This is a genomic window from Porphyromonas bobii (assembly GCF_943169685.1).
GTDB classification, from domain to species: Bacteria; Bacteroidota; Bacteroidia; order Bacteroidales; family Porphyromonadaceae; genus Porphyromonas; species Porphyromonas pasteri.
The window spans coordinates 61,694-75,253 of the sequence record NZ_CALPBU010000001.1 but is presented as its reverse complement, the minus strand read 5'-3'; the positions used below and the strand labels follow the sequence as shown (position 1 = coordinate 75,253).

Genomic DNA, 13,560 nt, shown 5'->3' with positions numbered 1-13,560 from the left:
GAGAATACCTCGTTGGAGTGCCGTATGCTGCGCAAGAAGCCTTCCTCGTGAGTAGGTGGGCTCATGCTCTCGGAGAGCCCTTGCACAGCCCCAGAATTCATGATGCGCAGCACCTCCCTCCACGCTGTTGGCTCGATGTCGTTAGAGACATCAAATCCATCGTATATCTTTCGGAGGAAGCCCTCCATCACCTCAGGGGAGAATACCGCCTCGGGAGGTGTGGAGTTGCTTATCGGCGAGCATGAGGCGCAGGGACAACCATAGTAAAGAGCGTTTATTAGAAGTCGCTGTCCGCCCCGAGGGGATTTTCCCCTGGGGCTAATCTGAAAAAACGAGCAAGGCTGTCTTTGATGGACTTTTTCCCCTTTGCGTCCTCCCTCGAAGGTTCTTCTGAGGACGTTTTGTCTCCCTTCGAAGGCTCTTCAAGCGCTTCGGCAATCGCCCTGCGATGTTCTTCCTTAATAGCCATCTGCTCTTCGTAGTCATCGGGCTTCTTGATCCCCATCGTTTCGTACATCTCGTCAGGGTCAAGAGGTAATCCGAGCTGTTGAGCCTTGAGGTAGAGGTCTGCGCGTTGCGATGGATCGTGCCGCTCTCGCTTGGCGTAGACGAACTCTCCCCCCGAAACGTTAAAACCGAGGTTTTCGAAGATCGGCAGGAGGTAGTAGTTGAGCACGTCGAGGATTGCGAAGCAGTCATCCTCGTTAACCTCCTCCTCAACCTCCTTGTGTACGGTGCCAAGAGCCTGTGTTCCTGTGCTACTGGCATCTGTAGTCAGCGTATTCCCGAGTACACGGATAGAGATGGCGCGGTCCCAATAGTCTGTAAAGCTCTTGTAAAGCTCAGATGACCCCGATTTGTTGCCAGCCTCGATAATCTCCATGTTGCTTTCCTTCGGCATGATGTAGACAGCGCCTACCCCCTGTCCCATGGCATCCTTGAGCACGCGACGGCGGGTCTCCTCGTCTCCTGCGTCATAGGTGTACTTTCGGATCGGGATGCCAAATAGCTCACAAAACTTCGCCCAGTCACCGATATTGTTGCGCTTGTAGAGTATGGCGGGCATCAACTCAGCAAGAATGCCTAGAGAGCGCTCCTTACCAACGAAAAGCATGTTTTCGAACTCCTCAATGCTCCGCCCTTCGGTATCATTCTGGGAGCGAAGTAAGCGCTGATTGATCGGATCGTAGTGCTTGCGAGGGATCAGGTCATAGCGTAGACGCCCTTCTTCGTCCAGGTAGAACTGGAAGAGCGAGTAACCCCAGAAATCAGCCATGATGATATCCTTTCGCAGCTCTTTCATCCAGGGCGAGGCGAGCTGTCTGTTCAGCTCGTCATCAGGAACCCCGTCTCGCTGGAACTCAATAGGCAGTTTTGTAACCCCTCTGAGCCGCTTGGCGACAACTCCACTAAGGTGAAGGTCCAGGAAGGCTGACTCATACATGTCGTAGAGCTGCGTACGATAGCTGAAGTTGATGCTTGACGCCGCTTTAATGCTACGGATATACTTGTTGATGTCGAAATAGAACAGCTCAGGGGCAGAGAGAATAATGTCTGCCTCTTGTACAGAGTCTCCCCCCGCTATAATGCGGCGCGAGGCTTTAGTTGTTGACTTGCGTGCCATTGCTGTCAAGGGTGTAAGGGGTGAGGTCTACTGCTTGCTTGGCTGTCCAGCACTCGGAGAGACACTGCTTGATGTGGCCAAGCGCCGAGAGGATGAAATGCTTATATTGGTTGAGCGTGGAGACCTGATAATAGTAGGCCTCATCCTCGGAAAGCCCCATCTTGATGATGGTCGGCAGATTCACTCCGTCAAAGAGCTTGGCGAAGGTGAACTCTCCGAGGAAGTTGCGCTGGTTGGTCTCGTCGAGCCATACGTGGCGTGTGACGGGCGTCTCCTCCAGCGTGGTGTAGCTAAATCCACGAAGCACCCGATCGTCGCAGAGATCGTTGTATGGGCGGTAGATGACCTCCGCCACCTCATGCAGAGAGGGGCGGTGGTCAAATACTTCGGTGAGATAGGTGTACTGCTTCGGGGCTCCCTCTTCGCTGTCGATCTCCTGGAGGTCGTAGGCGATGAGGTAGCGCTCATTGAGCGGATCAATGCAGTAGAGGAGCTTACCGCTCATATAGGGGTTGCCGCTTTGGCGATCTGTCGTTACCATTTGCTGAGGTCTGGTCTTTCTTCGAGGAGGAACTTGTAATGCTTGAGCTTGCGGAGCTCTTCGGGAGAGGAGGCTTTGATCACCTTGCCGCGGAAGATGGGGACGAGAAATTGGCGGGTCCAGTCCCATTTGGTGTAAACCCCACCGTCGGCATACCTACCCCATGCCTCGTGGTTTGTTGAATACACCTCGTTGTCGTTGAGGAGCTCGCCAAAGAGGTTGCGCATGGCGCATCCTACATTTTGACTCCCCCCATTCTTTCGCGTGACAATGTCGAGATATCGCCCACCCACAACCTGGAGTACAGACGTCTCCTGTGCATACTCCTTGCGCTCGTATTTGCCGAGCGGGTGAATGCGACGCTCAACGCCTCCAAAGTGCCTCCACTCGCGCATCCATACAAGTTTATTGTAGTGGTCACCGATGTCTGCGTGATCTCTTCGCGTGGTGGCAGCGCCGCGCACAGCATCGTGCTTGGAGTGCGCGCAGTAAGCACCGTCTTTCGTGTATGTCGACAGAGAGAGGATGAACGAGCTGGGCAGCCAGATATAGCCGAAGGCGGTGGGATAAGGGCACTCTTTGTAGATGGGGTTGCGATTGCCATCCTGCACGATGACGCCAGGACGTTCGGAAATCTTCCCTTGGGGGTTTCGTGCCGTGGTTCCTGCCATCCCCGCCTCGGGTAGCGAGAAGAATCCCCTGAAGTGCCGCTCAGTCTCCGTGGTTCCTTCCCCCCATCCATAGATGTCTCGGAGCTTGAAGTTGCCATTATGCGCCCAGAGGAGGTTGCGGAGGTCTTTGTACTCCTCGTATGAGAGCTGGTCGTACATGCCATGAAGTAGCATGAACTTATACTGCATCTCACCTTGCTTCCCGAGCCTCTTGCTCTCCCCAATAGTCATTTCGGGGAGGCTTTCGCCCTCTTGCCAGTGCATCGGCACAGCTGATGTCCAGGTCTCCTTGTGCTCTTGCCAGTGGGGCTCCCAGTCGGCAGGGTTGGATGAGTTGGTCAGCCATATTTCCATCTCCGAATCAATGAATTCGGTGAGGACAGAGGTGTAGAGGTAGGCTGCGCCGTGAGGGATGCTGGCGACGTAGTCCAACACAAAGAGCGGGTACTCGTTGTTGGAGAGTCGGATGACCTTAAGGATCTTACCATCGGCATCCGTGAAAACCGCTGAGATCATGCATCCTCTCTCCCACCTAAATCGATCGGCGTAGGGTTCTGGCTGGAAGTAGCCTTGATGCTTGACTTCGTCTTTTGGATCGTCGGAGTTGCTGTAGCCGTTGTTGCACAGGGGGAATTTCACCCTCTTATACCCCTTGACAGGCACCTTGATGTAAGAGTAGAGGTTGCAGGCATTCTCGTTGGTGTAGCCCGCGCGGTACTTGTAGATGCACTCAGAGATGTTCTTGCCTTCCGACCCCTTAGGACAGCGGATATAGTGCTGTAGCACGGGCTTCAGCTTGCTCTCAATCGCTTTCATGTCATAGAGCTTCCCTTCTGGACGGCGTGGCTCATCGAGGAGCGAACTATACACCTGGTAGTCGGTGCAAGTGTCCCCGTCGTGGATGCCTTTGTACCAGTAGTGTGGCTCGTTCACCCAAATGCCACCCTCTTCTGCGTCAGCGAGGTTGGTCGGCGTGGATAGGTCGCGTGTGAGCCCATCAGCGTAGTAGCCGAAGTGATCATCTCTGAGAGGATAGACCACCATCTCCCCGCGCTTCTCTTCTCTACCGCGCCATCGGTGGCGAGCTTTGAAGATACGCAGGAGGTGTCCAGACGGCGCGTAGGGCTTATTAAAGCCGAACCCCGTCTGGTTGTCGTGGTTGAACCAGCGGTCGGTAGCTAGCACCTCCTGGGTGAACCCCTGCTTATCCACCGTGCGGTTGACGTACCCTACGATGGTGTACTCGGGCTGTCGGATGCTGAGCTCGGGGAAGTGAGCAGCGAGCTTGTCGTACTCGACATCTGAGATGAATTGCGTTAGGCGGTACGTGCCTACGAGCGCGCAGGTCGTGGTGAGTGAGCCTGACGCGGAAATCCCACCCTTGGAGAGGAAGCGGTTGAGCCAAGCGACATCCCCCGTTCGGTCGATGCCGACGATACGCAGGTGCGTCACAGCGGTGAGCTGCTCCAGGAGTACCTCCCAGTCGATCTGTGGGCATCCCTCATACCAGAGGCGGGTGACAGTCTCAGAGTTCAGTCCTACGATCCCTTCGGTAGTGAGCTTGGGGAGGTAGCGAAGTCGAAGCGTCGTGAGCGATTCGGGTAGACGAAGCTCTGTGATAGGGGAGCCATTTGCCAGCACAATATCCGTAAGGACAGTATTCGACGCATCGAGCTTCTTCAGACGGGGATTTCCCGTCAGGTCAAGCGAGCGGAAGGAGGGTGAGCGAAGCCCCGCCACACTCAGCTCTTCAAGCACACGACACGCACCTACGGTGACGGCCGTGAGGGTTGTTTGACCTGTGGCGCATGAGACGTTGAGCTTCGATAAGCGGTAGCACTTGTCGAAGTTCGCCGTACCGACGATGTAGGCACTCACGTCGGAGAGGTCAAGCTCCGCCATACGACTCGCCCCGTAGATGTTCTGCGGGTCGTTGACGATGAGGTCGATGTCCAGCTCAAGTGACACCTTAGAGCCTGCTGCGTCCGCTCTCACCCCTGAGACATGGGGAGCCTTAGAGGTGTAGCCATAGCCAAAGTAGTAGCGCTCGCTGGCCGTGATGCTGATGCGCTTGCGGTCGGAGCTAAACTGATGGGCAAAGTAGAGGCGCAGCGCATCGGCTCGATACGTACCCGCCAGGTGCTGGGCGTCGAGCAGTGCAAAGCGATCGTTAATCATCGCCGTGCGGTGAGCATAGCGTGAGCCCTGCAGACAGTAGAGGTAGTCGATGCCGCTTGCCGTATAGGGCTGGAGGTACTTGTACTCACCGTCCTTGTTGTACGCGCGCTCAGACCAGTTCCTCATGAACTTGCCGTTGAGCATCTCCAGTACGCGCTCCTTACTCATAGTAGCGCGGATCTTCTGCGCCGTCTCGTGGAGCTTGTCGGGAAGAGCTTCTCTGACGAGTTGCCAAAGGAGGGAGTCGTGCCCAGCATAGGCGTAGGAGCCGATCGTCTCGTCGAAGGTATTCTCATCGATGGTGTAGTCGTAGACGACCTTACCATCATTTCGCACCCCGAGGACGGTGTCATTGTCGTAGGGGAGGAAGTGCCAGTGCAGCCCGTCCCACGTGGCGAGCATCATGTTCTTTGCACGCTGGTCCACCATCATAAAGTACTCGGTGAGGACGTACCACCCCGTGAGGCTATCCACGTCGAAGTAGTCGGCCACCTCACGCTTAAACTTGGTGGGGTTGCCCTTGCAGTTGATGATCCACTTCCACAGGCGACGTACGGCAGTCTTCTGTGCCTCGCTGGCGGTGTCCCACTCGACCCCGTCAGGATGGCGGAACTCGAGCGCCGTCTTAAAGCTCGCCATGTTGTCGGTCGTGAACAGAGCGAGTGGCTCGGAGTTGTTGAGGAACTCCAGACACATACACTTGTCGTCCTTGATGAAGCCGAAGACCTCCTCACTGCCACTCTTGTCGTTGTTGAAGTTGTACTTGCCCAGGTAGGTGTTGTGGCCAGCCCCATCGATGTCAAAGAAGGCATCCATCGGGAAGCCGTCGATAGCTATTCGAACGCCCTGCGAAGCCTTCTGGGGAGGTGTTAGAATGCCTGCTCTGCGGAAGGTTTCGTCGATGAGCTTTGCCAGCCCCGTGTTGTGTGTCGAACTCGACTCAGCGAAGTCCGCCTTAATCGTGAAGATCGAAACGGGTACGGCTCCAGGCGTAAAGGCATACTTAAGCTCCTGCTGCTCTACACCTCCCACCGTGAGGGTGGTATTGTACTTCTTCTTGCGGTCGAGGTAGATACGGTAGTTCTTTCGGGGATAGGTCGTGGAAGATGTCCCCTGGATGCGCAGCCCAGCGCCCTTGCAGACGAAGTCATACTGCTTGCCGAATCCCGAGTAGAAGTAGATGTCTACCGATACCTCGAACTTTTTGGTGTTGGTCTCGTTGACCAGGGGGACATTGCCCACGATGCGCAGCACGCTCTTACCCTGACTGCGGAGCTTGTCGAGGGAGACAGCTCCGTCGTCGCCGAGGACATCGTTGCGCTCGTAGAGCGTCACGACCTCAGCAGCATCAGGGCGTGAAGCTATGTAATTGCTGAGCACCTCATCGTCGGAGAGTGCGCGGCCATAGAGTCGTACGGCACGAAGACGTACGTCGGCATGCTGGCTGGTCACGTCGATAGGCTTGGAGGCAACCTGCAGGAGGGTATCCGCCTGCCCGTAGCTGACCGCCCCTGAGCGGATGCCGTTGACGTAAATCTCCAGGAGTCGACTCCCCGACTTTGGCTGCACGACAAAGGCGATGCGGTAGAACTCACCTGTGGCAAACTTGGTGACTACAACCGCACCTGACGCGGTGCGCAGCTCGGCTTGCTTACCCGTGACGATAAAGCCGACACCCTTGTCGTCAAGACAGGAGACGACCGCGCCCGTCGATGAGAGGACGTTGTCGGTGCGAAGCTCCAGCTCGATCGTACCGCCAAGCCCCATCGGGTCGGTGGCAAAGAAGGTCGCAGGAATAGTGATGGATGAGCCGTTGACAAGCTGGAGCGACGAGCCGTCCCAGCCACCAGCAGCCCAGTCGAACTGACGGAAGGAGGTGGAGATCCCGCTGCTCTTCCACGTGGCTGGATTAGCCTCGGAGTTGCTGCGTCCGAGTGCTGAGAGAGCGAGGGTCACGCCGTCGGTGACCTCCCCGATGTTAACGTGGCCTTCACGCACGGAGATGGTGAGGTCGTAGCTCACGTCAAGACGCGTGGATAGGCGTGCAGGGATATCCCCTGCAACGACGCTGCGTGAGGTGTAGACCTCCGCGCCTCGGCCCATAGAGAGCGACAGCGCCTCGGAGTCGCCTACCTGGAGTGATAGGTCGGCAGGTTGGCGCTGAGGGTCGTAGAGGGCGTAGCTAAAGCTGTAGCTCGCAAACTGCTCTGCGTCTAGGCGCGGTGAGAGGTGCTCCTCGGCTGGGAGGATGTGGCCATCGTGTCGACGTAGCATGACGCCGATGCGAGGAAGGTCCTCTGTTTTGCCGATGTAGTAGTCAAAGTAGATGCTCTCACTACGGATCTCCTTAGCTCCAATAGTGAGCTCGGCGATGAGCTGAGCTGTGTGACGGCCCTCGTGTGCCCCCTGGAGGGGTACCTGGAAGGTGCCGTTAGTCGTACCCGCACGTGTGACGCTCTGCACGCTGTAGCTCACCCCATCGATGTAGAGGGTGATGGTCTTGTTGCCAACCCCAGTGACAGCATAAGGGATAGCCAGGATGTCCGTTGTAGCGTAGCCTGGTAGTCCAGAGGAGAGGGAGTAGCTTGAGTTAAGCGCAAGAGCGTAGACGGCTACAGAGGTGGCGATCGTGCGCTTCTGCGTCTTCCCCTCGGCGTTGGTAGCCGTGGCGAGTATCTGCACGTCTACTGTTCCTGCCGTGGTGAGGTAGGGCGTAAGGTCAAGGGTGTACATCCCTGCCGATACGTCGGGGATGATCTGCTCCAGGAGCTGGGTCGCCCCTCGACGAATGGTCAGGCGGATAGTCGCCTGCACACCCGTAGGAGCCTCGTCGTTGTCTGCCGACACATGTCGGTAGGTGTAGGTCAGCTGTGCGGTGTCGCCAGCCTTGACGGCCGACTGCGACACCGAGGAGGTGAGGATGATGCGGGTGGTCTGCTGATCACCGCCTCCGCCTCCCTTCCCACCTGCGGGGAGGTCAACAGAGGCTACCTCGCCCCCCTGCTTGTTGGTGAGCTTGAGCGTGACGGTCTGCTCGTCCTCTGAGAGCTGAGCATCCATCCCTGCAATGGTGGCACGCTCTACCTCGTTGAGCTTGGCCGTGACTGCAGCGTTAGATACGGCGTTGGTACTCTCCGCGCTGAGGGTGTCATCGACAGCCACCTCATCGATGGAGATAGCCACGTTGCCCGACTCGTCAGGGAGCGACTTGACCCCATTGAGCGTGACGCTCTGTACCGTGCCACTCTTGGTCTCGATGTTGACGATGCCCGATTCGTCAGGAGCGACAGTGCTGCCGTTGACTGCCACACCCTGCACTGGTGCTTTGGGGATGGTGAGGTCAACGTTACCACGAGAGTCGGGAGGGAGGTTCGTACCGCCCACGGAGATGCTCTGCACGGGGGCTTGAGGCACACGGATAGGCTTATAGCTACCGTCGCCTGCAAGGTAGTGATCCTCGCCAGCATCAGTCTTGATGAGGTCTACCTTTGTCTTATCTTCGTCCGAGTAGGGGTTACTAAGGTGCACCTGCAGATGTGCAACTTCCGTGTAGCCTGCCCCTGTGTACACGTAGATACGCCCGTTGTCCGCTGCCGTAGGGTGAGCATCGTCATAAACGGCAACGAGGTTGCCACGGCGTAGGGGCTTGTCGTCGTCGCCAGTGGGAGTCGTATCCGACTTCATCGCCGAGATGGAGGTGTACACCTTACGTACGCCGAGTGCTCCACCTTCGCGCTCTACCTCGGCGACATAGGCGGCGACATCGCGGATGAGGTAGCCGAGCTCTTCGGGGGTGATTGAGCCCGATTCAGTCTTGGACGCGAGGGCCTCGGCACGTTTGATGAGGTCTATCTGAGAGTTGTTCATACGAGAGAGTAGTCTGTCTTAATGAGAGCAAAGGCATTAAGCCCATGACCGTCAAATTCGTTGATGCGCTGGCCCTCCTTCTGCAGCGAGATGTTGCCCCCTGCGATGATGATGTCGTAGGTCGTCCTTTGCCAGATATCTACTACGTTGCGAAGGGAGAAGTAGAGCTTGTTGGAGTTGGGTCCATCGATGGTGTACATCGTATTCACAGCATCTGTTGATCTGATGACATTGTTATCGATGGGAATATGCAGCTCGCAAGCCCTAAATCTATGGAGTCCGTTGATAACATGGAGATTCATGTTGCCGACCTGCTTGCCATCGCGAAGGATACGGTAGCTGTCAACCTTCGCCTCCTCGCTCCTCGGGATGAATGGGCGTGGGTTGCTGCTGTTGTTAGCTGATAGCTTGTACGCAATGTAGGCCCTGTCGGATGGACGCTCACGAACAGCTATCGCGGTCTTTCGCACGCGGGTTGGATGCGTGCTTCCGTCGGCAAAATCCATCGAGCGACTCTCATCGGCCGAGGGGACAAGGTAGATCTCTGATGGGAGGTTGCCCAGGCCGAGGCCATTAAAGAGCATTTCAGTCTCGTCAACATCATAGATAGCCCCCCCAATAATGGCGTGTCCTGGGGATATGAAAATGCGTGCGCCTCCACTCGTTTGATCACCTGAGATGTAGCATCCGTCAAGGATGCCGTCGCCGCAGAGGCTTGCTAGTAGTGCGACACTACTAGTGATGTTGTCGCTGAGTTGCTTGAGGTCGTCGAGGGAGATAGGCTGCCCGCCCTCAGTGAATTTAATCTCATTCATAGTCGTAGTATTCTATCTTGTATGTTCTGCCAGCAGGCTTATAGATGTTGATGAATCTGATGATTTCAGCTTCCTCGCTACGAAGGAAGGAGGGGATGTGGACGATGAAGTCAGGCTCGTGCTTCCCCTCATGCGCGAAGCTGAGGTAGAAGGGGTCTTGCCGCTCGGAGATTAGGTGTAGGTGAAGCGGTGCATTCCCCTCCGATGAGAAGTAGAGGTAGAGCTGCTTATCGTCCGTGTCGGTTATATAGATCGCTCCTGGAGAGAGTCTATACTTCTCGTTAAGCGCAGCGACGAGGGAGAAGGTCTGCCCCGTAGTGTTGAGCCGTCGGTGCACGTCTCCACGGAATTGACCGAATCTGTCAAGGAGTCTCCTGAGTGGAGTTAGTAGTGCTCGTAGGATAGCGAGGAGTACCTTTGATCGGAGAACTGGAGGGAGCATATCCGCCGCGAACTTGAGCGGGTCGAATTTATACCACATAGCGAAGCGTTGAGTTGAGGTCGTCAGAGATTATTGAACCGCTGAATGCGGTGTAGTTATTGCCGTCAATGCTCTTGTATGTGCCGGCGTCTGGGCGTGCAGAGCAGTCACCGAGGATGACATCTGTGACACCTTCGACGGCTTGGATAGCGTCGACGAGCTTCGTCTTGTTGAATGTGCCACCGAATGTGATGCCGCCGAGGTAGGCGTTGATAGCTTCTTCTACAGGTCGCGCACCATCTCGATAGCGCACACCCTGAGGGGAGAGGATCATCGGGTCGGCATAGATAGTCGCTGATATGCGGATGTGGTCCGCGGGGGAGGTGCGCACAGAGATGACAACGCCTGCTGGCTTGAGTGTACGGATATATGCTTCGAACGCCGTTAGTACCTCTTTCGATAGTGCTTCGGGGCGCCCGCTCTTTTCTCCTGAGACAAGGATTTGTATGCTCCCGCCACGGTCGCGGACTGCGGCGTACTTGACCACCCTACGCCCCTCGTCTATCTTGTCATAGCGATACTGCATCGTCGCCTCATCAAGGGAGAGCTTGTCGCCATGTTGATAAGCCAGCGCCTTGTGATAGTACCAAGGCACTGTGGCCACGATAGCACGCTCAAGCGTGCGCTCAACGTCATCACGGTGCCCATCGAAGATGCGCTCCACAACATGGTGCGCAGCTGCTACGATGAAAAAGAGGATATTCTCCAGGCTGACCAGCGAAAAGGCTGAGCGGAAGGTGTCCCCCTCCTTGAGCTGGTACTTCTCGCGGATGACTGGATCAGCCATGAATGCATCGGTCATCTCTCGCTTAATTTCGTCTACGGTTCTTGCCATGTCTATAGTCGGTGTGGTCGAGAAGGCTCGCTTTCTATCTGCCATGGGGAGTTTTGGGTTTGGTCACTCTCAGATAGGCGTGGAGCACCTCCTATTGTAATGGTCCCTTTAGCTACCATCTTGAGCCACTCGATGGCGCGATCATAGCGAGCCTTTCTCAGTTCAGATATCTTGTAAGGGTTGTGAAGCGAGAAGAGGTGATAAATGGCAATGTCAATGGCGTACATCAGTATGAGAGCGTGTCGTTCTGATCCACGAGCATTGAAGATTGCTTCCGTATCATAACTCTTCATGAGGTAGCCTTGCATCTCCCCTACGGCTCGGTCTTCACAGACCTCGACGATTTCGGGGTCGTAGTCGGGGTTGGGAACACCTGCGCTCCGCTCGCGCCGAACGAGTGAGTCAAGTATCTCTCTATGGATGGAGCTATTGTAGTCGGATGGATCGATGAAATTACCTGTAGGCATAGTGCTATAGTCTGTGAGGGTTGTTGCGTCGGAATTCGCCGAAGCCAATGGTGGTAGGAGGCTCCAACTCTAGGAGCTTTTCGTCAAGGATGTGTATCCCCCCCTCGAGTGAGTCTGGTCCGTCGGCAGGGTAGGGCAGGTGCATTTCAAAGAGCTTGCACTGATCAATGAGTTCTTTCATCATTGGGTTATCCTGCTCCTCGACATTAAAGACCCATCGCGCTTCGCGGTCTATCGGCTCTAGGCGGGTTTCGATACGTGTGGCTTTATCCGTCTTTTTCTTCTCGTCAGGTCGTATGTAGAGGTTCATCTTCCGCCGTTTATTCTCTTCGTGCAAGAGAGGGCGAAAAACCTGCTGGAAAAATGGGTCTTGCAGCTTGTTGTTTTCGATGAAATGATACACTGGGCAAGCCCCACCGACGAACTTCTCAAGCTCAAAGTACCAACTGATGAATGTAGCATTGGTAGCGTGCCCGAGATATCCACGAATGATGTAATAGCGCTCCTTGTGCTTACCCATCAGCCATAGTGACTTGGTTGAGCTCTTTCGGCTTTTACTGTCGGAGTAAGCAGGGTCTCCATAGGCGACCAGGAAGCGGAACTTTGATAGGTCGGGGACCTTGCCAACGGGGAGTAATTTGAGGATCTTCCCTTCAGCTATTGGATTGTTGAAGTATTCGGCTTGCTGTGACCGCTTGCTGATCTTCGATAGTACTCGGTCGATCTTCTCTTCGCTGTTCTTCTCAGGCCAGGTACTACGCCCCTGCTTATCTCGGATGTTCACAATGTCCCAGTGGTTAGCCTGCTTGCCAGCTCGAGCAACACAACAGTCTCTAGCTATTATGTTGCCACACCACAGCACAAGGAGGGGCTCCGAGATGTCTCGCGTACCATAGAGCGCTTGCTCCCACCATTCCCATTTCTTTTTTAGGGTCTCCTGATTTCGGCAGTCCTCGTCGGTATCGTAGTCGTCGAGGTAGAGCACGTCAGGTCTGGCGTACTCATTTCGAGCACCACGAGGAGCAGACCCCGCGCCCATGGCGAGGAACATACAGCCACATCTAGCTGTGAACTCACTTTCCGTCCAGGCACCAAGGGTCTTCTGCTCACCATAGAGTTGACGTAATCGGGGGTTGCTTGTGAGGGCTACGCGATAGGGGGTGAGAAGTCGTATGGCAGCATCCTCCGTTGCAGAGGCGCAAATGATGAACTTCTTGCGACCTGTGAGAGCGAGGTAGAGGAGGGCAAACATCGCCACCGTGCTCTTCGCTAGACTACGTGCCCACGAGAGTACTTCATACCACTCCTCGTGCTCTATGATGCGGAGGATGGCCTTTTTCTGAAAGTCCGCAGAGGGGTATTTTGCATAGGCTGGGAAGATATGCTGTATCCAGCGTATAGGATCGGCTTCTAGTTGTAGGCGTAGAGCCTCCACCTCATGCGCTGCGAGGGAGGTGTCAACAAATATGTTGCTCTGCATTGAGCGGTGGAACTCTTCCCACCTTGCAAGGGCTTGTTTTTCCGATTGATTCATACCTTGCGCCCTCCCCCGCTGATGTGTTGGATGTATGCGTTAAAGAGTGCACCGAGTGCTTTTGCTTTGTCGGTGTCACTCTCTCTGACCCATGCTGTCATACCCATGGCCACGTTCACGAGATCTTCAATGCCAACCTCTTTCTCGAGCTTCTGGATGGCTGCAGCAAGCTTATTGAGAGAGTCTGCTTCGGCTGGGGTGGCCCAGCGCTCTGCAAGTGGACGTTTGAGAATAGACTCGTTAATGTTGGCTATCTGCTGGCGAAGCTGACGAATCTGCTCGGCTGGTGAAACCGAGGTCGCTGCTTTAAGCTCTTGCCAATGGTACGTCTTTGCCCACCTCACGATGGTCTGGCGCGATACACCTATGATGTTGGCTACTTCATCTTGAGTGTATCCGCTGTCTACGTAGAGGCGCTGTGCCATCTCGCGCTTGTTGCTGTTGGGGGTATCTTGAGTCTTTGCCATGTGACCTGTTGTTTCGTTCTTTCCTGAGGCAAAGTTCGCACGCAATAGGGGCTTTTCGCAAATCGAATTTTCATCATCTA

General features: G+C 55.4%; 9 protein-coding genes. All 9 read right to left on the bottom strand.

The genetic code is table 11. The annotated features are described in order from the left end of the window. Positions 1-277 precede the first annotated feature (277 nt). The 9 genes from KO088_RS00310 to KO088_RS00270 are packed head-to-tail and all read right to left on the bottom strand — an operon-like array spanning position 278 to position 13,480. On the bottom strand, positions 278-1,624 hold the full coding sequence (locus KO088_RS00310) for a phage portal protein family protein (protein WP_215492812.1): 1,347 nt from the start codon (positions 1,622-1,624) through the stop codon (positions 278-280). After that, entirely contained in the window at positions 1,602-2,165 is a 564-nt protein-coding gene (locus KO088_RS00305) for a hypothetical protein (protein WP_215492811.1), read from the bottom strand. The genes KO088_RS00310 and KO088_RS00305 overlap by 23 nt, the downstream gene beginning before the upstream one ends. Next, positions 2,159-8,881, bottom strand: a complete 6,723-nt coding sequence (locus KO088_RS00300; protein WP_215492810.1) for a CotH kinase family protein — start codon at positions 8,879-8,881, stop codon at positions 2,159-2,161. Before KO088_RS00300 ends, KO088_RS00305 begins: the two co-directional genes overlap by 7 nt. Further along, complete coding sequence (locus tag KO088_RS00295) at positions 8,878-9,696, bottom strand: hypothetical protein (RefSeq protein WP_215492809.1); 819 nt, start codon at positions 9,694-9,696, stop codon at positions 8,878-8,880. Before KO088_RS00295 ends, KO088_RS00300 begins: the two co-directional genes overlap by 4 nt. Further along, complete coding sequence (locus tag KO088_RS00290; RefSeq protein WP_215492808.1) at positions 9,689-10,177, bottom strand: hypothetical protein; 489 nt, start codon at positions 10,175-10,177, stop codon at positions 9,689-9,691. The genes KO088_RS00295 and KO088_RS00290 overlap by 8 nt, the downstream gene beginning before the upstream one ends. Then, on the bottom strand, positions 10,167-11,012 hold the full coding sequence (locus KO088_RS00285; protein WP_215492806.1) for a hypothetical protein: 846 nt from the start codon (positions 11,010-11,012) through the stop codon (positions 10,167-10,169). The genes KO088_RS00290 and KO088_RS00285 overlap by 11 nt, the downstream gene beginning before the upstream one ends. Before the next feature lie 2 nt (positions 11,013-11,014). Continuing rightward, positions 11,015-11,479 carry a DUF1320 domain-containing protein gene (locus tag KO088_RS00280; RefSeq protein WP_215492804.1) on the bottom strand — a complete coding sequence of 155 codons (465 nt, stop codon included), beginning with the start codon at positions 11,477-11,479 and terminating at the stop codon, positions 11,015-11,017. 4 nt (positions 11,480-11,483) lie between these two features. After that, complete coding sequence (locus KO088_RS00275; RefSeq protein ID WP_215492802.1) at positions 11,484-13,013, bottom strand: hypothetical protein; 1,530 nt, start codon at positions 13,011-13,013, stop codon at positions 11,484-11,486. After that, positions 13,010-13,480 (bottom strand): terminase gpP N-terminus-related DNA-binding protein, encoded by a 471-nt coding sequence (locus KO088_RS00270; RefSeq protein WP_215492800.1) that lies wholly within the window; start codon positions 13,478-13,480, stop codon positions 13,010-13,012. The genes KO088_RS00275 and KO088_RS00270 overlap by 4 nt, the downstream gene beginning before the upstream one ends. Between the last annotated feature and the right edge of the window lie 80 nt (positions 13,481-13,560).

Coding starts and splice junctions, on each gene's coding strand:
- KO088_RS00275 (WP_215492802.1), bottom strand. CDS start 13,013: ATGAATCAATCGGAAAAACAAGCCCTTGCAAGGTGGGAAGAGTTCCAC.
- KO088_RS00290 (WP_215492808.1), bottom strand. CDS start 10,177: ATGTGGTATAAATTCGACCCGCTCAAGTTCGCGGCGGATATGCTCCCT.
- KO088_RS00280 (WP_215492804.1), bottom strand. CDS start 11,479: ATGCCTACAGGTAATTTCATCGATCCATCCGACTACAATAGCTCCATC.
- KO088_RS00295 (WP_215492809.1), bottom strand. CDS start 9,696: ATGAATGAGATTAAATTCACTGAGGGCGGGCAGCCTATCTCCCTCGAC.
- KO088_RS00305 (WP_215492811.1), bottom strand. CDS start 2,165: ATGGTAACGACAGATCGCCAAAGCGGCAACCCCTATATGAGCGGTAAG.
- KO088_RS00285 (WP_215492806.1), bottom strand. CDS start 11,012: ATGGCAAGAACCGTAGACGAAATTAAGCGAGAGATGACCGATGCATTC.
- KO088_RS00270 (WP_215492800.1), bottom strand. CDS start 13,480: ATGGCAAAGACTCAAGATACCCCCAACAGCAACAAGCGCGAGATGGCA.
- KO088_RS00300 (WP_215492810.1), bottom strand. CDS start 8,881: ATGAACAACTCTCAGATAGACCTCATCAAACGTGCCGAGGCCCTCGCG.
- KO088_RS00310 (WP_215492812.1), bottom strand. CDS start 1,624: ATGGCACGCAAGTCAACAACTAAAGCCTCGCGCCGCATTATAGCGGGG.